19 protein-coding genes and 2 pseudogenes are annotated in these 20796 nt (G+C 26.9%); 20 read left to right on the top strand and 1 reads right to left on the bottom strand.

The window, feature by feature from the left end:
* Positions 1-188, bottom strand: a pseudogene (locus C7U55_RS11275) (IS1634 family transposase); the annotation flags it as partial.
* 414 nt (positions 189-602) lie between these two features.
* On the opposite strand from C7U55_RS11275, the gene C7U55_RS11280 reads away from it, so the two are divergent.
* The 20 genes and pseudogenes from C7U55_RS11280 to C7U55_RS11370 all read left to right on the top strand — a co-directional run bounded on the left by C7U55_RS11280 (position 603) and on the right by C7U55_RS11370 (position 20783).
* Entirely contained in the window at positions 603-2441 is a 1839-nt protein-coding gene (locus C7U55_RS11280) for a polysaccharide biosynthesis protein (RefSeq protein ID WP_106988647.1), read from the top strand.
* Positions 2442-2560: 119 nt separating this feature from the next.
* The gene (gene loaP, locus C7U55_RS11285) at positions 2561-3079 is read left to right on the top strand and encodes an antiterminator LoaP (protein WP_106988648.1); all 519 of its coding nucleotides are present in this window, start codon (positions 2561-2563) and stop codon (positions 3077-3079) included.
* Between the two features lie 52 nt (positions 3080-3131).
* Positions 3132-3298 (top strand): annotated as a pseudogene (locus tag C7U55_RS14285) (PglD-related sugar-binding protein); the annotation flags it as partial.
* Positions 3272-3607, top strand: coding sequence for an LbetaH domain-containing protein (locus C7U55_RS14030; RefSeq protein WP_239985201.1), 336 nt, complete (start codon positions 3272-3274; stop codon positions 3605-3607). The pseudogene C7U55_RS14285 and the gene C7U55_RS14030, both read left to right, overlap by 27 nt.
* 40 nt (positions 3608-3647) lie before the next feature.
* Positions 3648-4259: a sugar transferase gene (locus C7U55_RS11295; RefSeq protein WP_106988649.1), complete on the top strand. Its 612-nt coding sequence runs from the start codon at positions 3648-3650 to the stop codon at positions 4257-4259.
* Positions 4259-5044 (top strand): NAD-dependent epimerase/dehydratase family protein, encoded by a 786-nt coding sequence (locus C7U55_RS11300; protein ID WP_162297446.1) that lies wholly within the window; start codon positions 4259-4261, stop codon positions 5042-5044. The genes C7U55_RS11295 and C7U55_RS11300 overlap by 1 nt, the downstream gene beginning before the upstream one ends.
* Complete coding sequence (locus C7U55_RS11305) at positions 5034-6140, top strand: glycosyltransferase family 4 protein (protein ID WP_106988651.1); 1107 nt, start codon at positions 5034-5036, stop codon at positions 6138-6140. The genes C7U55_RS11300 and C7U55_RS11305 overlap by 11 nt, the downstream gene beginning before the upstream one ends.
* A gap of 4 nt (positions 6141-6144) precedes the next feature.
* Entirely contained in the window at positions 6145-6942 is a 798-nt protein-coding gene (locus C7U55_RS11310; RefSeq protein ID WP_227213006.1) for a glycosyltransferase family 2 protein, read from the top strand.
* Positions 6942-8363 carry an O-antigen polysaccharide polymerase Wzy gene (wzy, locus tag C7U55_RS11315; RefSeq protein ID WP_106988653.1) on the top strand — a complete coding sequence of 474 codons (1422 nt, stop codon included), beginning with the start codon at positions 6942-6944 and terminating at the stop codon, positions 8361-8363. Before C7U55_RS11310 ends, wzy begins: the two co-directional genes overlap by 1 nt.
* Positions 8360-9316: a glycosyltransferase family 2 protein gene (locus tag C7U55_RS11320; RefSeq protein ID WP_106988654.1), complete on the top strand. Its 957-nt coding sequence runs from the start codon at positions 8360-8362 to the stop codon at positions 9314-9316. The genes wzy and C7U55_RS11320 overlap by 4 nt, the downstream gene beginning before the upstream one ends.
* Complete coding sequence (locus C7U55_RS11325) at positions 9316-10272, top strand: glycosyltransferase family 2 protein (RefSeq protein WP_106988655.1); 957 nt, start codon at positions 9316-9318, stop codon at positions 10270-10272. The genes C7U55_RS11320 and C7U55_RS11325 overlap by 1 nt, the downstream gene beginning before the upstream one ends.
* A gap of 3 nt (positions 10273-10275) precedes the next feature.
* Positions 10276-11178, top strand: coding sequence for a glycosyltransferase family 2 protein (locus C7U55_RS11330; protein ID WP_106988656.1), 903 nt, complete (start codon positions 10276-10278; stop codon positions 11176-11178).
* 12 nt (positions 11179-11190) lie between these two features.
* On the top strand, positions 11191-12624 hold the full coding sequence (locus C7U55_RS11335) for a flippase (protein ID WP_106988657.1): 1434 nt from the start codon (positions 11191-11193) through the stop codon (positions 12622-12624).
* The gene (locus tag C7U55_RS11340; protein WP_106988658.1) at positions 12625-13524 is read left to right on the top strand and encodes a beta-1,6-N-acetylglucosaminyltransferase; all 900 of its coding nucleotides are present in this window, start codon (positions 12625-12627) and stop codon (positions 13522-13524) included.
* 3 nt (positions 13525-13527) lie between these two features.
* Positions 13528-14664, top strand: coding sequence for a UDP-galactopyranose mutase (gene glf, locus C7U55_RS11345; protein ID WP_106988659.1), 1137 nt, complete (start codon positions 13528-13530; stop codon positions 14662-14664).
* Positions 14648-16114 carry a hypothetical protein gene (locus C7U55_RS11350; protein ID WP_106988660.1) on the top strand — a complete coding sequence of 489 codons (1467 nt, stop codon included), beginning with the start codon at positions 14648-14650 and terminating at the stop codon, positions 16112-16114. Before glf ends, C7U55_RS11350 begins: the two co-directional genes overlap by 17 nt.
* A 16-nt stretch (positions 16115-16130) precedes the next feature.
* Entirely contained in the window at positions 16131-16904 is a 774-nt protein-coding gene (gene rfbF, locus C7U55_RS11355) for a glucose-1-phosphate cytidylyltransferase (RefSeq protein ID WP_106988661.1), read from the top strand.
* A gap of 6 nt (positions 16905-16910) precedes the next feature.
* Positions 16911-17969: a CDP-glucose 4,6-dehydratase gene (gene rfbG / locus C7U55_RS11360; protein ID WP_106988662.1), complete on the top strand. Its 1059-nt coding sequence runs from the start codon at positions 16911-16913 to the stop codon at positions 17967-17969.
* Between the two features lies 1 nt (position 17970).
* The gene (locus C7U55_RS11365) at positions 17971-19014 is read left to right on the top strand and encodes a sugar phosphate nucleotidyltransferase (protein WP_106988663.1); all 1044 of its coding nucleotides are present in this window, start codon (positions 17971-17973) and stop codon (positions 19012-19014) included.
* A complete protein-coding gene (locus tag C7U55_RS11370) occupies positions 19011-20783 on the top strand; it encodes a glycosyltransferase family protein (RefSeq protein WP_106988664.1) in 1773 nt (590 codons plus the stop codon). Before C7U55_RS11365 ends, C7U55_RS11370 begins: the two co-directional genes overlap by 4 nt.
* The last annotated feature ends 13 nt before the right edge of the window (positions 20784-20796 follow it).

Here is a 20796-nt window from a genome sequence, read left to right on the forward strand (position 1 = left end):
AGTTCATCCACTTCTTTTTGAAAATAGGCAATAGGATCATCGATACCTTTGGCTTTCCAAGTTTCAACAGAAGCAAGTGACTTATGGGTGCGATGGGCACCACCATGCTTTTGAGGGGAGTAATAACTTTCAACGATGGAAAGATAGGTACGACCTTTAAGAGTAGATTTTTTAAGGAAAAAAGCCATAGAAACACCTCCAATAATATATCACTACTATCACTATATAAATTATAACATAAAAAATAATATAAAAAAATTAAAAGTATAAAAAAAGCCGATAAAATCGACATATTGAAAGAAATGGTTTAAATGTAGTTCTAAAAAATATAGTGATAACTTCTAAAGACGGGGGTATTGACATGAAAGAAAGAGTTGCAGAAAATGCGTATAGCAAGTAAGCAAGCGTAGTTTTCTACACTCTTTTTGACTTTCAATATTCCACAAAAAAGCTATGAAATTTATTTAAAAGTTTCATAGCTTTTTTGTAGTAAAAATTTGACATAAAGTGGCAAATATGGTAGATATATGCTATTATTGATGTAAGTTGTATTAGAGTGTAAAAAAATAAAAGTATATATAAGTTTGGGAGATGTTATAAAAATGGATAAACAGAAAGCACTGCGTGTCTTTGGGTTGTTTATTGCGGATATATTCACTATAATTTTAAGTGTTTATGGTGCGCTAGTTTTAAGATTTAATGGCCCGATTGAAACCATGTATCTTCAACGTGCTAATTCTATTATTATACCAATTTTGATTGTATGTTATGGGATTTTGTATGCATTTGAAATGTATAAAGGAATATGGAAATATGCTTCTATTGCAGAATTGTGGAATATAATATTTTCATCAATTACTTCAACATTAGCTATCATTGTTATCAGCTATATAACAGGAAATACATTACCAGCTTCATGTTATCTAATGATTTTAGCTATCTTTTTACTTGGGTTATGTGGATCTAGATATTCATACCGTTTGATTAGAATGTTTAGAAGAGAATATATGGGTAATAAAACAAGAGAAAAAGAAAGAGTTCTTATCTATGGAGCTGGAAGTGCAGGAGAAAAGATTTTAAGAGAAATTACAAATAGTACTGGTTTACATAAAGAAGTCGTTTGTTTTATTGATGATGATGACAATAAATGGGCAAGAAAAATCCATAATGTAAGAATTAAAGGTGGACGCGATATTTTAAAATTAGTATGCAAAGAAGAAAAAATCGATGAAATCATCGTAGCAATGCCAGCTGCCAATCATAAAAAACTAGCTGAAGTATTAAATGCTTGTAAAGAAACAAAATGCCGATTAAAGAGAGTTCCAGGATATTATCAAATTCTAAACGGGGATGTTCATTTATCTGATTTAAAAGATGTTGAAGTTCAAGATTTACTTGGAAGAGATCAAATTGAAGTTAATCTTTCAGAAATCATGGAATATGTTAAAGATAAAGTGGTTATGGTTACTGGTGGTGGAGGATCTATTGGGTCTGAATTATGTAGACAAATAGCTGCAAGTAATCCAAAACAATTAATTATTGTAGATATTTATGAAAATAATGCCTATGATATTCAATTGGAATTAAAAGATAAGTATCCACACTTAAATTTAGAAACATTAATTGCCTCTGTAAGAAATACAGACAAAGTTAATCATTTATTTGAACAATATCATCCGGATATTGTATATCATGCAGCAGCGCATAAGCATGTTCCATTAATGGAAGATTCACCATGTGAAGCTGTAAAAAATAATGTATTTGGAACGTTAAATGTTGTACGTGCTGCCGATAAATATGGAACAAAGAGATTTATCTTGATTTCTACAGATAAAGCAGTTAACCCAACAAATGTTATGGGTGCTACAAAACGTATGTGTGAAATGATTGTTCAATCATATAATAAAAAATCAAATACAGAATATGTAGCGGTACGTTTTGGAAACGTACTTGGTTCAAATGGATCTGTAATTCCATTATTTAAAAAACAAATCAAAGCAGGAGGTCCGGTTACTGTAACTCACCCCGATATCATAAGATACTTCATGACAATACCTGAAGCCGTTTCGCTTGTATTACAAGCAGGGGCTTATGCTAAAGGCGGAGAAATCTTTGTCTTGGATATGGGAGAACCTGTTAAGATTGATGATATGGCAAGAAACTTAATTAAGTTATCAGGATATGAACCTGATATCGATATTAAGATTGAATACACTGGTTTAAGACCTGGTGAAAAGCTATATGAAGAATTATTGATGAAAGAAGAAGGAATGCAAGATACTCCTAATAAACTCATTCATATTGGTAAACCAATTGAATTAGATGAAGAAAAATTCTTTAATCAATTAGTTCATTTAAAAGAAGTTGCTTATCAAGATAGTACAGATATCAGAAAAAATATCAAAGAAATTGTTGATACTTATCAACCTCAAAACTTATAAAAAAGATAAATAGCAGTAATCGTCGCAGGGTCGCGTTATGAAAATTTATCTGTCATACCTTCACTAGTCGAATAATGTTCGTTATTCGATGGGCGAAGCGTATCTAAAAGGAGGTTTATATGTTTGACAATTGGTATGTAGTTCAAGTAAGAACAGGAAAAGAAGAAGCAATTGCGAAGAAATTACAATTTCATATAGATCATGATGTTTTATTAGAATGCTTTATTCCTTGTTGCAAAAGACAAAAGAAATTTAGAGGGAAATGGCAATTAGTAGAAGAAGTATTATTTAAAGGATATATCTTTGTTATTACTGATAAAATAGATGATTTATATACGCAATTAAAGGAAATACCTGATCTTACAAAACTGTTAGGAAATGATGGAGAAGATATTTATCCAATATATCCTCAAGAGGCACTATTTCTAGCGAGATTTAGTACAGAAGACCATATAGTAGATGTATCTAAAGGTTATATTAAAGGTGATACAATTATGATTATTGAAGGACCACTTATGGGTTTAGAAGGATATATTACAAAGATAGATCGACATAAACGTATTGCCTACGTTGATGTCAATCTACTTGGACAAGTGTCGAGTGTTCAAGTAGGACTAGAAATTATTAGTAAAGACTAAAAAAAGCATAACACTGTTATGCCTTTTTTTGCATATAGAGAAGGGAAGAAAAATGGACTTAATTATTGTCGGCGCTGGTGGACATGGCAGATGTTGTTTGGATATTGCTAGAGAAGTTTACGATGATATTGTTTTTTTTTGGATGATGGTTTAGTTGAAAAAACAATTAATGATTGTAAAGTAATTGGTGGTATGAAGGATATTCAAGTCTTACGTGAAAAATATTCAAATATCTTTATTGCTATTGGCAACAACAGGCTTCGAGAAGAACTCATAACACAAGCACAAGAAATAGGATTTAATGTTGTGAATCTTATAAGTAATAAATCTATTGTTTCAAACTATGCAAAAATAGGTCAAGGATGTGTTATTTTTTCAAATGTAGTTATTGAACCTAATTCAACTATAGGAAATGGTTGCGTTATTTGTGCAAATAGTGTTATTAATCGTGATGCATTTATTGCTGTCTATTCTTTTGTAAATAGTTCAAGTGTCGATAGACCAACAGTTTTAGTGGAAAGAAAATAGAAGAATTTTCTTCTATTGAAGATGGAAAGGTGGTTATTTAATGTATAGAAATGGATTAAAGAGAGGGATAGATTTTATCTTAGCGTTATGTGGATTAATTGTATTAAGCCCAATATTTTTAATTTTATGTATTTGGATTAAATTAGATAGTAAAGGACCAATTCTTTTTAAACAAAAAAGAATTGGTATTAATAAATCATATTTTAATATTTACAAATTTAGAACAATGTATGTTGATACACCAAAAGATATGCCAACACATATGTTATCAAATCCAGATCAATACATAACAAAATCAGGTAAATTTCTAAGAAAAACTTCTTTAGATGAATTACCACAAATTATTAATATATTAAAAGGGGAAATGGCTGTTATTGGTCCTAGACCAGCATTATGGAATCAAAATGATCTAATTGCTGAAAGAGATAAATATCATGCTAATGATGTAAGACCTGGCCTTACAGGTTGGGCACAAATTAACGGGCGTGATGAATTAGAAATTCCTGTGAAAGCAAAACTTGATGGTGAATATATAGAAAAAATCTCATTCTTATTTGATTTAAAATGTTTCTTTGGAACAATTACATCTGTATTAAAACATGATGGTGTAGTTGAAGGAGGAACAGGCGAATTACATAAGGAGGAAAAATAGTGAAAAGAGTATTAATTACAGGAAAAGGTAGTTACATAGGTAGTCATTTTAGAGATTATTTGAAGGAATTTCCTAATGATTATTATGTAGAGGAATTAGATGTAAGAGATGATTCGTGGAAACAATTTGATTTTTCAAAGTTTGATGTTGTTTATCATGTGGCAGGAATTGCACATATTAAAGAAACAAAAGAAAATGCAAGTTTATATTATAAAGTGAATCGAGATTTAGCAGTTGAGATTGCTAAGTTATCAAAATCTTACGGAGTAAAACATTTTATATTTATGAGTTCGATGAGTGTTTATGGACTTATTTATAGTAATGATTTAATTACTGTAAATACAAAAACTAATCCAAATACCAATTATGGTAAAAGTAAACTACAAGCGGAAAATGAGATTTTAAAACTAGCTGATGATACTTTTAAAGTTTCAGTATTAAGACCACCTATGGTATATGGTAAAAATAGTCCAGGTAATATGACTAAATTGATAAATGCAGTAAAAAAGGTTCACATTTTTCCAACTCTAAAAAATGAAAGAAGTTCTATTACTATAGATAAATTGTGTGAGAGTATTTTAGATACTATTAATGAGGAAAAGAAAGGCATCCTTTTACCACAAAATGATCAATATATGTGTACATATGACACAGTAAGAAGTCAAATGAAAGAAGATAATATTAAAGTTGTTTATATTTCTTTATTTAATCCTATTTTAAGATTGTTGATTGGAAAAGTAGGAGTAATTACAAAAATGTTTGGAGATTTAAAATATGAAAGATAAAAAGGTATTATTTGTAGCACACGTGGATGGGCATATTCAAGCATTTCATATTCCTTATTTAAAATTATTTAAAGAAGAGGGTTATGTAGTGGGTGTTGCATCTAATGGAGACAAAATATTTGATTACTGTGATCATAAATATAATATTTGTTTTCAAAGAAATCCATTAAGTCCAAAAAATATAAAAGCTTATAAAATGTTAAAAAAAGTACTTGATGATAATGAATATGATATTATTCATTGTCATACACCAGTAGGTGGTTTTGTTGCACGACTAGCAAATAAAAATTCTATACATTATAAAACAACAAAAATGATTTATACTGCACATGGTTTTCATTTCTTTAAAGGAAACAATCCAGTTAAAAATTTTATTTTTAGAACTATTGAAAAATATGCAGCAAAATATACAGATATTTTAATTACCATTAATAAAGAGGATTATGAAAATGCTTTAAAATTTAAACTAAAAGAAAATGGAAAAGTTGAATATGTACCAGGTGTAGGAATTGATACTGATGTTATCAAAAAAACAAAATACGATAGAAACAAATTTCTTGATGATACAAGAATTGATAATAATGGAACTACTTTGTTATTGTCAGTTGGTGAAATAAATCGTAATAAAAATCAAGAAGTTGTTATTAAAGCTCTAGCAAAACTTCCTGAGACTTATCACTATATACTTTGTGGTATAGGAGAGAATAAAGAAAATCTTGAAAAAATAGCAAAAGAAAAAAATGTTTTTGACAGAGTACATTTTTTAGGTTTTAGAAACGATATTTTTTCTATTATGAAATGTTGTGATATTTTTGTTTTTCCTTCTAAAAGAGAGGGATTGCCTGTTTCGGTGATGGAGGCAATGGCTTGTGGACTGCCTTGTATAGTAAGTGATATAAGAGGAAATCACGATTTAGTTGATCAAAAAGGAGGATACGTTATAAAATTAGACAATTTTGAAAATGATTTATCTGACATATTAATAAATAAAAAAAATCATTTTGATGATATGAAAAAATATAATCGCGAAAAAAGCAAAATGTTTTCTTTGAAAGCTATTTTAAGTAAAATGAAAAGTATTTATGGATTGGAGTGATAGTGTGAAGCCAGAAATTTCTGTTATAATGAGTGTTTATAATGATGAAAAGTATATTGCTAAAGCTATTGATTCTATTTTAACTCAAAGTTTTTCAAACTTTGAGTTAATAATTTGCGATGATTATTCAACTGATAGAAGCAGTAATATTATTGAAAAATATGTTAAACAAGATAATAGAATTGTTTTTTTTAAAAATGAAAAAAATCTTGGTTTGGCGACATCTTTAAATAGGTGTATTGAACGTGCAAAAGGCAAATATATCGCAAGAATGGATAGTGATGATATTAGTTTGCCTAATAGATTTGAAGTTGAATATAATTATTTAGAAGATAATTCAGACATAGTAGTTGTTGGTTGTAAGTGTCAATGTATTGATGAAAATGATGAAATTTATAAGGATTTTCAAATTCATTCAGGAAGTGTTTCTTTCTACGATGCAATCAAAAAGGTTCAAATTGTTCATCCAACTGTAATGATGAGAAAAGAAGCATTATTGTCTGTTGATGGTTATACAGTAAATAATTTAACTTTGAGAGCTGAAGATTATGATTTATGGTGTAAGATGACAAAAAAAGGTTATAAAATCTTTAATCTAGATACTATTTTGCTTTTGTATAGAGAAGGATTACAAGGAATGAAAAAAAGAAAATATAAATTTAGAATACAAGAAGCTAAATTAAAATATATGTGGATGAAAAATGAAAAAGTTCCATTTAGTATATATTTATATGCTGTAAAACCGTTGATTGTGGGATTGATTCCCAGTTCGTTAATGAAAATTTATAAAGGAGTTAGATAATGATTCGGATTTTTAATAGAAAATATAGCGAAAAAACTATGTTATTAATAAGTGAAATAATTATATCTTTTTTAGGATTACTTACTTTTCCTATTAAAGGAGAACAAGCATGGTTCATTGCTTTTTTTATTATTTCGCTGCTACAGTTAATTTTACATATTTTTTATTTATATAACTTTGAAAAGAAAATAATCTCTTTTCCTATTTTCTTTATTTTACTAAGTTATGTTTTTAATTTTGGGCATTTGCCAATAAAAGCTTTTGGTAAAGATTTTGGGAAAAATGTATTATTTCCGCTGTGGTATATAAAATTTGATATATATAAAAAGGCGGCTTTTTTTACATTACTTTCACAAATGATGCTTGTTTTAGGAATTATATTTATTTATCGTTTTTTAGAAAAGAAAGGAAATATTACTTTATTCAATAAAGGAAAGAATATCTCTTTGAAAAAAATCAAGATTATTGGTCTTGTATGTGTGGGTATTGGAATTTTACCAACATTATATATTGATGTATCAAAATTCTTATTATTTATGCAAGGTGGATATTTAAATACATTCAATTTACAAGTTCATGATTTTGTTGAAACAGTTGCAGATTTCTTCAATTTTGGAATTTTTGCCTTAGTAATTGGTTTTTCAAATGAAAAAAGAAAAGCAAATATTATATTTTTTGTAACAGTAGTTTATAAAGTTGTAATGATGTCTTGTGGTGGAAGAGGAGAAGCTATTGTTTTTTTATTAGGTCTATTTATTGTTTGGGAAAAATATGTGGTACATCTTTCAAAAAAACAAATTATTGCATTATGTTTTATTGGATATGCAGGACTTGTTTTATTAAACTTTATAGCTAGTGCTCGAAATATTACTTCTTTTAATATGAAAGAAATATTTGATATTTTTGTATATTCATTGAGTAATAACCAATTAATTGCAACCCTATCAGAATTTGGATCAACCTTTGCAACAGTTTGCTTCACAATTAAATCAAATCCATCACAAGCCTACGGTTTAAACTATATTCTACCGATTTTATTAGTTATTCCAAATATTGGTGGATTTAATAGTGGTGTTGTAGATAAAATGATTTTTACAAAACATATTTATACATATAAACAACCTATTGGAGGATCATACATTGCAGAACTATTTTATTCATATCATTGGTTTGGATGGCTATTTGCCTTTGTTTTAGGTATTTTGATTGGGTTTATAGCATATCAACTTGTTTATCAAAATAAACATAAAAATTATTTCTTATACTTATTATTTGCATATACAATGCCTTTACTATTCTTCTGGATAAGAGGATATTTTGGTGCTGTATATAGAACTTATATTTGGCATTGTGGATTTACTTTAATAATTGTTTTCTTTATGAAATATTATCAAACAAAGAAGAAAGGACTGGTTAAATGAAACAATTAAGTATTATTGTTCCAATATATAATACTGAAAAGTATTTAAGAAAATGCGTGGATTCTTTATTAGAACAAGATTTGGATGATTATGAAATTCTTCTAATAAACGATTCTTCTCCAGATTCTTCAATAGATATAATGAAAGAATATGAAGAAAAATTTCCAAATATTATTCGTATTTTTTCAAAAGAAAATGGTGGATTAGGAGATACACGTAATTTTGGAATCCCATATGCAAAAGGAAAATATGTCACATTTGTTGATAGTGATGATTATATAAAAGAAAATTCATTAAATAGATTATGTACAAAAATGGATAATGAAGATTTAGATATTCTTGTATATGATTTTGTAAAGGAATACGACAATGTTGATTTTATTCATGAACAAGCAATGGAAATTATAGATGATAAACATTATGTTTTATCAACACCAAATGCTTGTAATAAAATGTTTAAAACAAGTATATTTCAAGAAAACGGTGTACGCTTTCCAACAAAGATATGGTATGAAGATTTAGCGGTAATACCTGGTTTAGTTAAATATACAAAAAAAATTGGATATATTCATGAAGGAATATATTATTATCAATTTAGAAGTCAATCTATTATGAATCAAGTTAAATATAACCCTAAAATGTTAGAAATGATCAACTCTATCAATAATTTATCACCATATTTGGATGAATATCCACTTGAATTAGAATTTTTATCTTTGCATCATTTATTTTATGGAAGTAGTTTAAGATTATTACCATTTAAAAAATATGATGAGTTAGAAACTTGTTTAAAAACTCATGAAAATAATTTTCCTAATTGGGATAAAAATCCATACTATAATGCGAAACCAAAATTATATAAATTATTTTGTATGTGTTTGAAAAAAAGGAGATTTTTATGTTGTAGATTATTAATGTGGACTAGAAAAATAATTTCAAGGAGAAAAAGTTAATGTTTTCTATAATAATACCAATATATAATGTTTCAAAATATTTACCGGATTGTTTAGATTCCATTGTTAATCAAACTTATAAAGGTAATTTAGAAGTGTTTTTAGTTAATGATGGATCAACTGATGATTCGGGTGAAATTGCTCAACAATATGAAAAAAAATATCCACATATATTTAAATATTTAGTAAAAGAAAATGGTGGCTTAAGCGATGCAAGAAACTTTGCAATTCCATACGTTCATAATGATTATGTTTTCTTTATTGATAGTGATGATTATATTCAACCAAATACACTTGAAACTATTGCAAATGTAATTAATAACTATTCACCAGATTTGATTATTTTTGATTATATTAAACAATGGGAAGATAAAGGAATTTTAGATAAAATACTAGAAGGTAATAGTAGACTAATTACTAATAAAGAGTATTTACTAGCCAATCCGGCAGCATGGAATAAAATTATTAAGACAACAATTTTAAAAGAAAATAAAATACTTTATCCAAAAGGATTATGGTATGAAGATAGAGCAACGACAGGACAATATATTAATTTCTGTAAAAAGATTTATTACGTGAGTGAAGGATTTTATACCTATAGACAAAGAGATAATTCGATTATGAAGCAAAATAGTTATAATCCAAAAATGTTAGATATTTGTCAGGCTATGAAAATGTTTGATCGTCAAGTAGATGATCATGAATATAAAAGTGAAAAAGAATATTTATTTATTAGCAATTTGTTATTCCAAAATTCATTACGTCTTTTACCATTAAAAAAGAATAAAGAAATGAAGGAATGTTATGATATTTTAGAAAAAAAATATCCTAATTGGAAACAAAATGTATATTATCAAAAGCAATCAAAAGGATATAAGATTTTATGTCTTTTGATTAGTAAGAGATTGTACTTTATATCACGCATATTAATTAAATATAAAATGAAAGGAGCTTAATGGATGAATAATGATGTTATAGCAATTATTGTTACATATAATCGTAAAGAATTACTTAAAGAATCTATAGAAGCATTATTACAACAAACATATAAAAATTTTGATATTTTAGTTATTGATAATGCAAGTACTGATGGTACTTATGAAACAATTAGCTCTTATATAGATAATAATCAAATTAAATATCAAAATACAGGTGCTAATTTAGGGGGAGCTGGTGGATTCCAGTTTGGAATAAAAAAAGCTGTAAATGATGGTTATGAAAAATTATGGATTATGGATGATGATACAATTCCTACACCATCAGCGTTAGAAGAATTAATGAATGCAGATCATATTTTAAATGGCGAATATGGTTTTTTATGTAGTCACGTAGAATGGAAAGATGGTAATCCATGTGCAATGAATGTTCCAAATGTATCCAATGAATGGATCAACAATACACAACTTATTCAAGAAGGATTATTACGAGTTAAACAATGTTCTTTTGTATCATGCTTTTTTACAAAAGATTCTGTAAAGAAAGTAGGATTACCAATTAAAGAATTCTTTGTTTGGGGTGATGATGCAGAATATACAAAAAGATTAAGCGATTATTTACCAAGCTATTTTGTTTCTAAAAGTATAGTGGTTCATAAGATGCATAGTAATATTCCAACAGATATTTCTCAAGATCATCCAGATCGCTTGTTTAGATACCAATTTTCATATAGAAATATGTACTATGTAAATAAACAACAAGGAAATAAGCTTTCAATGTTACTTTATTATTATGGTGTATTTTTAGATACAAAGAAGATTTTAAAAAGTAAACAGTCAGGAAAATGGAAAAAATTAAAAATTATGTATAAGAGTGTAAGAAAAGGTAAAAAATTCCATCCTCAAATTGAATATATAGATAAATAGGAGAAAGAAAATATGAAAAAAAAGATGACAATTAATTATATTTTTAATTTGGCATATCAAATATTAATTATCATTCTTCCATTAATAACAACTCCTTATGTTTCAAGAATATTGGGTCCAGATGGAATAGGTGCCTATAGTTATACAGCATCTATAACAACTTATTTTATCCTTTTTGGTTGTATTGGTTTGAATTTATACGGGCAAAGAGAAGTTGCATATCATCAATCAGATAAGATAGCAATAAGTAAAACATTTTTTGAAATTTTACTGTTAAAAATAGGGACAATGGCAATTAGTATATGTGTCTTTATTTTTACAGTACAAATGATGAATCAATATAAACTTTTATTTTATATTCAATTATTAGATTTAATAGCGAACATGTTGGATATTACTTATTTTTATCAAGGAATTGAAGAATTCAAAGTAATTGTTATTAGAAATGTATTGATAAAAATAATTGGTATAATATGTATTTTTACTTTTGTAAAAACAAAAGTAGACTTATCTTTATATGTTTTTATTTATTCAGGAACGTTATTGTTAGGAAATTTATCAATGTGGCTTACAATAAATAAACATATTACGAGAGTACCTTTTAAAGAATTAAAAATTATAAAACATTTAAAACCAACACTTATTCTATTTTTTCCACAAATAGCTATTTCAATCTATACTGTTTTAGATAAGTTAATGATTGGGTTAATAACTAATAATACAACACAAATTGGATATTATGAACAGGCACAAAAAATCATAAAATTATCGCTAACAGTTGTTACATCTTTAAGTACGGTTATGCTCCCAAGAATAGCTCATTTATATGCTAATGATGATCAAGAAAAAATTATTGATTACACAAAAAAATCATTACAATATACATTAGCTATTTCTTGTCCAATAATGTTTGGAATCATGGGTATTGCTACAAATTTAATACCCTGGTTTTTAGGAGATGAATTTATACCTTCAATAAATATTTTGTTTGTAACTTCACCAATTCTTGTCTTTATTGGAATAAGTAATATTGTTGGATTTCAATATCTAATACCTACACAAAGACAAAAAATATATACTTTATCAACAATATTAGGATCAGTTGTCAATCTTTGTTTAAACTGTATTCTAATTCCATATTTACTTTCTTTTGGGGCTGCAATAGCTTCGGTTGCTGCAGAATTAAGTGTTGATTTATTTCAATTAGTATGTATAAGAAAAGAAATAAATTTTGTAGATGTAATAAAAAAATCAAAATCTTATTTCATAGCTTCGTTTGTAATGTTTATTGGAATTTATTTATTGTCAAAATATTTGTATCCTTCAGTAATGATGACCGCAATCTTAATAGCAATAGGAGGTATTATCTATCTAGTTATGTTACTTATATTAAGAGATGAGTTATTATTTGGAACAGTAAAGAAAATTTTAAAAAGGAGATCATAAATGAGACATGCAATATTAATAACAACACATGATAATGTGGAAATATCAAAAAATTTATTGTCTTTGTATGATGATAAAAATATTGATTTTTATTTTTTAATTGATAAAAAAGCAAAATCTTATAATGAAGAGGTATTAAAGGATATATGTAAAAAATCTAGTGTATATTTTGTTCCAAAAATTAATATTTATTGGGGATCATTTTCACAAATACAAGCAGAGTATATATTATTAGAAAATGCTGTAAAGAAATCATATGATTATTATCATTTGATTTCTGGATGTGATATACCTTTATATACAAAAAATGAATTCTTTGATTTTTTTGAACAAAATAAAGGAAAAGAATTTGTTGAATATAGTCCAAAAGAAATAGCTGAAAAAAATAAAGTACAAGATCGAGTTAAATATTATTATGTTTTTATGGAATCTGTTAGAGAAAAATCAGCAATCAAGAGAAAGCCTAAGACTTTTTTAAGAGAATTCTTTTTGAAACTACAAAAATTATTAAAGATTGATAGAACTAAAGGGAAAGAATTCCAATATGGTTCAAATTGGTTTGATATAACTGACGATTTTGCTAAATACATATTAAAAAATAAACCATGGGTTATTAAACATTTTAAGAAAACATGTTGTGCAGATGAACTATTCTTACAAACATTACTTTTTAACTCTCCTTTTTATTCAAATAATTATTATTGTTTAAATGAAAAAAATAGAATACTTCAAAGAAATAGATATACTGATTGGACAAGAGGACAACCATATACATTTAAAAAAGAAGATTATAATGAAATAATTAATATTAAGGAATCATTGTTTATAAGAAAATTTAATTATAAAAATGATGCCGAAATAGTTAATAAATTATTTGATTGGTTAAGAAAGAAGGGATAAGAGATGAAATATGATTACTTAGTAGTTGGTTCGGGATTGTTTGGTGCAATCTTTGCTCATGAAGCAACAAAAAAAGGAAAAAAAGTATTAGTAGTAGATAAAAGATCTAATATCGCAGGGAATATCTATACAAAAGAAGTAGAAGGAATTAATGTGCATGAATATGGGGCACATATCTTCCATACAAACAATAAGAAAGTATGGCAATATGTAAATCAATTTGCTGAATTCAATAGATTTACAAATTCACCAGTAGCAAACTACAAAGGTGAACTTTATAGTTTACCTTTCAATATGTACACATTTAATAAAATGTGGGGTGTTGTTACACCAGAAGAAGCAACAAAGAAAATTGAAGAACAAAGAAAAGAAATTACACATGAACCTACTAATTTAGAAGAACAAGCAATCTCTTTAGTAGGTAGAGATATCTATGAAAAACTAATTAAAGGTTATACTGAAAAACAATGGGGTAGAGATTGTAAAGATTTACCATCATTTATTATCAAAAGATTACCAGTAAGATTAACTTTTGATAATAACTATTTCAATGCGTTATATCAAGGTATTCCAGTTGGTGGATATACAAAAATGGTAGAAAATATGTTAGAAGGTATTGAAGTAAGATTAAATACTGATTATTTAGAAAATAAAGAAGAACTTGATCAATTAGCTGATAAGGTTGTATATACTGGACCAATTGATGCTTATTTCAATTATCAATTAGGAACATTAGAATATCGATCAGTAAGATTTGAAACTGAGTTATTAGATATTCCTAACTTCCAAGGTAACGCAGCAGTCAACTATACAGATAGAGAAACACCATGGACAAGGATTATTGAACATAAATGGTTTGAATTTGGAAAAGACAAAGATGGAAATGATATTGATAAAACAGTAATTTCAAGAGAATATAGCTCAGAATGGAAACCTGGAGATGAACCATATTATCCAGTAAACGATGAAAGAAACAACAAATTATATGCTAAGTATAAAGAGTTAGCTGATCAAAATGGAAAAGTTATCTTTGGTGGAAGACTTGGAATGTATAAATATTTTGATATGGATGCAGTTATTGCGGAAGCTTTAAATTGTGTTAAAGAAAATTTGGGAGAGCAATATGATAGAGATAAATAAAGGAAAAATCTTAAATTTATCGTTATTATATTTAGAATTGCCTATTGCTTTATTTTTCTTATTTTGGTGTAAGTGGTATATCTCTATAGCTGGTATTTTAATAATAGGATATATTCATTTTTTTCAAAGTAAAGCGAATTTTAAAAAAACTAATAATACAATTAAAATAAATAAGAAATATCTATTTCTTGTTTTGTTTATTATTTTAATATGGTGTATTTTAGGTGGGCAAGGAAACCTTTATTATCAATCATCTGATTGGGGTTGTAGAAACGCTATTTATAAAAAAATGATTTTTGGAACAGCACCGTATTATTTTGAAGATGGTTCGTTTTTGTCTTATTACATTGGGCATTGGATAGTACCGTCGACTATCAGTAAAATCTTTATTTTTCTTGGTTTATCTAAATCTATAGTATGGCATATTGGAAATATTATTTTGCTTTTATGGACAGCGTTAGGAATATCGTTAAGCTTTTTTCTTGTTGCATTCTATACAAAAGCAGATAAAACATTTAAAATATTTTTAGCATTATTAATATTTATATTATTTAGTGGTTTGGATGTAATCGGACTACTTATAAGAAATACAGGATTTTCTAATCATATCGAACCATGGAACATTTATTATCAATTTAGTTCACAAACAACACAATTATTTTGGGTATTTAATCAAGCAATTCCAGTTTGGGTAGGAACATTATTATTTTTACAAACGGATCACATAAAGTTTGATGTATTTATTGGAGCGTTATTAATATTATTTTCACCATTACCAATATTTGGTTGTTTTGCCTTGATTTTATTTAAAATTTTATTTAATTATATTTTGAAAAAAGATATAACAAGATTATTTAAAGAAGGTTTTTCAATAGTTAATATATTATCTTTAGTCATCGCATTACCTTTATTTTTATTCATTTTTTCGAATACAAGATCTTCGGGAACTGCAGGTGTTTTATTTAATTTAAACATTGGAGGCGATTCATGGTATAATTGGTTTATGTTGATTGTATTTTTAATTGTTGAAGTCTATATTTATCTTTTATTTGTTTACAAAAATAATAAAAAGAATTACCTGTTTTATGCAATTGCGATTACATTACCTTTTATTGCAGCATTTCGATTTGGAACATCAAATGATTTTGAAATGCGAGCTTCAATCCCACTTTTAACATGTTTAATGTTATTAGTAATAAAAGAAGTTTTAGGTAATATTGACTATAAAAATAAGCGGTTAATTATTCAAAGACGCATTGTTCCACTTATATTTTGTTTATTGATTGGTGCTGTGACACCTTTTGTAGAATTCTATAGAGGTTATTCAGAAGTAAGAACTAATCACAAGATAAACTTAACAGATGAAAGTGTAACTTTACATAAAGATAGTATCAATTTTGTATCCCCAAATTATAAAGATACAAAATTTGCTAAATATATAGGAAAGTAAAAATGAGGAAGAGAATATGAAAGTAGTAATTTTAGCTGGAGGATTTGGTACTCGAATAAGTGAAGAATCTTATTTAAAACCAAAACCAATGATTGAAATAGGAGAAATGCCAATCTTATGGCATATTATGAAACATTATTCAGCTTGTGGCTTTAATGAATTTATCATTTGCGCTGGATATAAACAACATGTAATCAAAGAATGGTTTTCAAATTACTTTTTACATACGAGTGATATTACATTTGATTTCACAAAAGGTGATGACATTATTGTACATAACAAACATTCTGAACCGTGGAAAGTAACAGTTGTTGATACAGGACTAAACACATTAACAGGGGGAAGAATTAAAAGAATTCAAGATTACGTAGAAAATGAAACATTTATGATGACCTATGGTGATGGTGTGTGTGATATTGATTTAAATAAGTTAGTAGAATTTCATAAATTAAATAGTCACTATGCTACAATGACTGCGGTAAAACCTGAAGGAAGATTTGGTGTTCTTGACATTGAAAATAATAGTGTCTTATCATTTAGAGAAAAAAGCCAAGATGATATGGGATGGATCAATGGAGGATATATGGTATTAGAACCAGAAGTTTTCAAATACATTGAGGGAGATCAAACAATTTTTGAAAGAGAACCATTAGAAACATTAGCACAAGAGGGTCAGCTTGATTGTTATAAACATAATGGATTTTGGCAATGTATGGATACAATGAGAGATAAACAAAAATTAGAAGAACTTTGGAATGCTAATAAGGCACCATGGAAGAATTGGGAGTAACTAATGATGGAATTGAAAGATTTTTATAAAGGAAAAAAAGTTCTTGTAACAGGGCATACAGGATTTAAAGGAAGTTGGTTATGTGAAATATTATTATATATGGGAGCTGATGTTGTAGGATGTGCTCTTGAACCAAGTACAAAACCAGCATTATTTGATATGCTTAATTTATCAAAAAAAATAACCTCTTATATTGGAGATATTCGTGATTTGGATTTTTTCCAAGAAGTGTTCAAAAAAGAAAAACCTGAAATTATTTTTCATTTAGCAGCTCAACCAATTGTATTAGAATCATACAAAAATCCAGTTTATACATACGAAACAAATGTTATGGGTACAGTCAATCTATTAGAATGTGTTCGATTATCAGATACAGTTAAATCAGTTGTTAATGTTACAACTGATAAAGTATATCAAAACAATGAATGGTGTTATGGATATAGAGAAAATGATCGATTAAATGGTTTTGATCCATATAGTAATAGTAAATCATGCAGTGAACTTGTTACTTCGTCATACATAAAATCATTTTTAGCTGATGCTAAAATTCCTGTTTCTACTTGTAGAGCTGGTAATGTAATTGGAGGTGGAGATTTTTCACCTAATAGAATTGTTCCTGATTGTGTTAGAGCAATGGAAGATGGAAAAGAAATTGTATTAAGAAATCCTAATTCAACAAGACCATATCAACATGTATTAGAACCATTATTTGCATATATGACAGTTGCCTATAAACAATATGAAAATTATAATTTTGCAAGTGAGTATAACATAGGACCAGATGAAAAAGATTGTATTACTACAGGAACTCTGGCAACATTATTCTGTAATATTTGGGGGAATAATGCAAAATGGATTTCTACAGAAAATAATGGTCCACATGAAGCGAACTTTTTAAAATTAGACTGCTCAAAAATTAAAAGTACTTTTAATTGGAAGCCAAGAACTTCTGTTAAAAATGCGATTGAGATGACAATTGAGTGGGAAAAAGAAAGAATTGCAACTCAAAGTGTTGAAGAAATTACTCAAAAACAAATCAAAAAATTCATAGAAATGGGGAGTTAATATGAAGATAGAAGATTATATTGTTGATTCGAATATGCAACTTTCTGATGCGGTGGCACAAATGACAAAAAACGCTGTTAAAGGATTAGTTGTTGTTGAAAATGAAAAAGTAGTTGGTGTTTTTACGAGAAGAGATTTAGTAAATTGTTCGCATGTTTTTGGAATTAGAAATGTTCCTATTAAAGCATTTATTAATGAAAACTTTAATTATTGTTTAAATAAGGTTGATGAAAAATATAAAAATTCAAAACATACATTAATCCCAGTTTTAAACGAGAAAAAAGAATTAATAGATATTTATTTTCCTAAAAAAACAGTATACATCAATAAATATCATTATCCTGTTGTTGTTATGGCAGGAGGACTTGGTACTAGATTGTACCCTTATACAAAAGTTTTACCTAAACCACTAGTACCTGTTATTGATGATAAACCAATGGTAGAAATGATTATGGATTCGTTCAATAATTATGGATCAGACGATTTTTACTTAATTGTTAATCACAAGAAAGAAATGATAAAAAGCTATTTTGAAGAAAATGATCACAATTATAATGTTCATTATGGAGAAGAAATAGAACAGCTTGGTACAGGTGGTGGTCTCTATTATGTAAAAGATCAAGTTAAAGAAACTTTTTATTTGACAAATTGTGATATCTTAACTTTAGAAGATTATGATGAAATATACGAATATCACAAAAATGCTGGAAATGTAATTACTATGATTGTTTCATTAAAGTCTGTTCATGTTCCTTATGGTGTTATACATACCGATGAAAATCAAAATTTGGTTGGTTCAACTGAAAAACCAACATATATGATTTTAGTAAATACTGGAGTATATATTGTAGAACCTGATGTATTTAATTATATCGGTTGTGAAGAAAAAGTAGACTTTCCAACAGTTATCAATCGTATCAAGAATGATGGCAAGAAAGTAGGAATTTATCCAATTACTGAAGACAAATGGTTAGATATGGGTCAAATAAATGAATTAGAAAATTCAAGACAAATACTAAGTTCATTAATAAAGGAGGAAAAATGAATTTATTCAAGATAAAAAAATTTATAAGAAATAATTTTGATATTATTTTTAAAAGTTTAATAATACTATTGTTTGCTTTTTTTCTCCTTAGAGTTTTTTGGTTAGATGCAGATTTACCTTCTTATGGCTTGTCATATTATATGCCGATAGATGAAGGTCTGTATTCAAAGATGTCTTTGAATTTGTTTAATTCTCATAGTTTGTATAATAATGGAAATGTTTCATTCTATACAGCACCTTCATATAGAACAAATATAATAGGAAATCTTTTACAATTCATTTTTTTGAATTTAACAGGAGATAATTATTATTCATTTAGGATGCCGTCAATTATATTCTCAATTTTATTATTATTTTTCACTTTGAAGACTATAAAACTAATATGTAATAGAAATTGTGTGTCGGATATAAAAACTAAAATAATTATATTAGCGGTATTCTTTTTTATGAGTATCGATTTTCAGTATTTACTGGCAAGTAGAATTTTTGAAAATAGTATATTGAGAGCTTTATTCTTGATTATGACATATTATTTTTATTTAAAGATTGAAAGCTTAAATAAAAAGTATTTCATTACATCTTTTTTATGTGTATGTTCGATATTTTTTGTGTATTTCTCAAATGTGTTTGTTGCAGTGCCTTTTTTTGTAATTATAATTATAAAACTATTTATTGAGAAAAATAAAATTGAAGCAAAACAAATTTTTAAATATTCTTTTTTAGGATTTATATTAGCGTTATCGTTAGCTGAAGCGTATTATTTAATCGTATGGAAATCAGGAGCATTCTATAATTTGTTTTCTGCAATAAGCGACTATAGTGGAAGGCTTATTGGATCGAGTGTTAATACATATAATCAAGCCTCAAATTTTTTTGAAGCCATACTGTACAATGCCTATTATTTTTTTGGCTCTAATATGTTTATTTTTAATTTCATATTTGAAATTATTGCAGTATTAAGTTTTTTTTATATAGTTTTTAAAAATAAAAACAAGTTGGTTGAATCAGAAATTTTTCTTTTATCATTTATATTTGGTTTTTTTATACAATCACTTCTTGCAGCCGATTGTGTTGAAAGAAAGGCTTTTGTACTCTATCCATTACTAATAATATTAATTGTAAATACTATTATTCATTTTGAAAATTTAAAGGTAACAATTAATAATTTAAGCATAATCCACTTTTTATTGTTTGGTTGTATAATACTATTTTTTGCATATTCATGTTATAAAACTAAATTATATAAGAATCATTATATGGATATGAATATCAATGAAATAAAAGTATTAGCTTTGTCAATTATAATTCAGACCATGATGTTCCTTTTTATTTTAATTTTTTTGAAAATAAAAAAAGAAAAATATATCGTTTTTTCAGCAATGATTTCAATTTTCATGTTGATTATTACTAATTTTTATTTTTCGACTAAATATGTTTATATTTGTAGAACATATACTGAAAAACAAGTAATGATTGATCTTGGAAATGACGTAGGAAATGAAAAAATATTAGGCCCATATGTTTATGGATACACATTATATAATGACATTATACCAGTTTCTAATACAGTAGAAGAATATAGAAAATATATAGATAACAATGATGCAATATACTATTTTCATTATGCAAGTATTGATAATTCACCATATCTTAATGAAGAAATATTTGGCAAGAAAGAACCAACTGTTGCACTTATAAAATCATACTATAGATATTATAGAAGCGAAGGAACAGATAAACCTGTTGGGTTATTTAAAAAAATCGAATAAAATAAAGGGGGAA

The sequence above is a fragment of the Faecalibacillus faecis genome (assembly GCF_003024675.1).
Classification (GTDB): Bacteria; Bacillota_I; Bacilli_A; order Erysipelotrichales; family Coprobacillaceae; genus Faecalibacillus; species Faecalibacillus faecis.

Bases quoted from the DNA above. Each gene is read 5' to 3' on its own strand.
- C7U55_RS11280 (WP_106988647.1), top strand. From the start codon at position 603: ATGGATAAACAGAAAGCACTGCGTGTCTTTGGGTTGTTTATTGCGGAT.
- loaP (WP_106988648.1), top strand. From the start codon at position 2,561: ATGTTTGACAATTGGTATGTAGTTCAAGTAAGAACAGGAAAAGAAGAA.
- C7U55_RS14030 (WP_239985201.1), top strand. From the start codon at position 3,272: ATGAAGGATATTCAAGTCTTACGTGAAAAATATTCAAATATCTTTATT.
- C7U55_RS11295 (WP_106988649.1), top strand. From the start codon at position 3,648: ATGTATAGAAATGGATTAAAGAGAGGGATAGATTTTATCTTAGCGTTA.
- C7U55_RS11305 (WP_106988651.1), top strand. From the start codon at position 5,034: ATGAAAGATAAAAAGGTATTATTTGTAGCACACGTGGATGGGCATATT.
- wzy (WP_106988653.1), top strand. From the start codon at position 6,942: ATGATTCGGATTTTTAATAGAAAATATAGCGAAAAAACTATGTTATTA.
- C7U55_RS11320 (WP_106988654.1), top strand. From the start codon at position 8,360: ATGAAACAATTAAGTATTATTGTTCCAATATATAATACTGAAAAGTAT.
- C7U55_RS11325 (WP_106988655.1), top strand. From the start codon at position 9,316: ATGTTTTCTATAATAATACCAATATATAATGTTTCAAAATATTTACCG.
- C7U55_RS11330 (WP_106988656.1), top strand. From the start codon at position 10,276: ATGAATAATGATGTTATAGCAATTATTGTTACATATAATCGTAAAGAA.
- C7U55_RS11335 (WP_106988657.1), top strand. From the start codon at position 11,191: ATGAAAAAAAAGATGACAATTAATTATATTTTTAATTTGGCATATCAA.
- C7U55_RS11340 (WP_106988658.1), top strand. From the start codon at position 12,625: ATGAGACATGCAATATTAATAACAACACATGATAATGTGGAAATATCA.
- glf (WP_106988659.1), top strand. From the start codon at position 13,528: ATGAAATATGATTACTTAGTAGTTGGTTCGGGATTGTTTGGTGCAATC.
- C7U55_RS11350 (WP_106988660.1), top strand. From the start codon at position 14,648: ATGATAGAGATAAATAAAGGAAAAATCTTAAATTTATCGTTATTATAT.
- rfbF (WP_106988661.1), top strand. From the start codon at position 16,131: ATGAAAGTAGTAATTTTAGCTGGAGGATTTGGTACTCGAATAAGTGAA.
- rfbG (WP_106988662.1), top strand. From the start codon at position 16,911: ATGGAATTGAAAGATTTTTATAAAGGAAAAAAAGTTCTTGTAACAGGG.
- C7U55_RS11365 (WP_106988663.1), top strand. From the start codon at position 17,971: ATGAAGATAGAAGATTATATTGTTGATTCGAATATGCAACTTTCTGAT.
- C7U55_RS11370 (WP_106988664.1), top strand. From the start codon at position 19,011: ATGAATTTATTCAAGATAAAAAAATTTATAAGAAATAATTTTGATATT.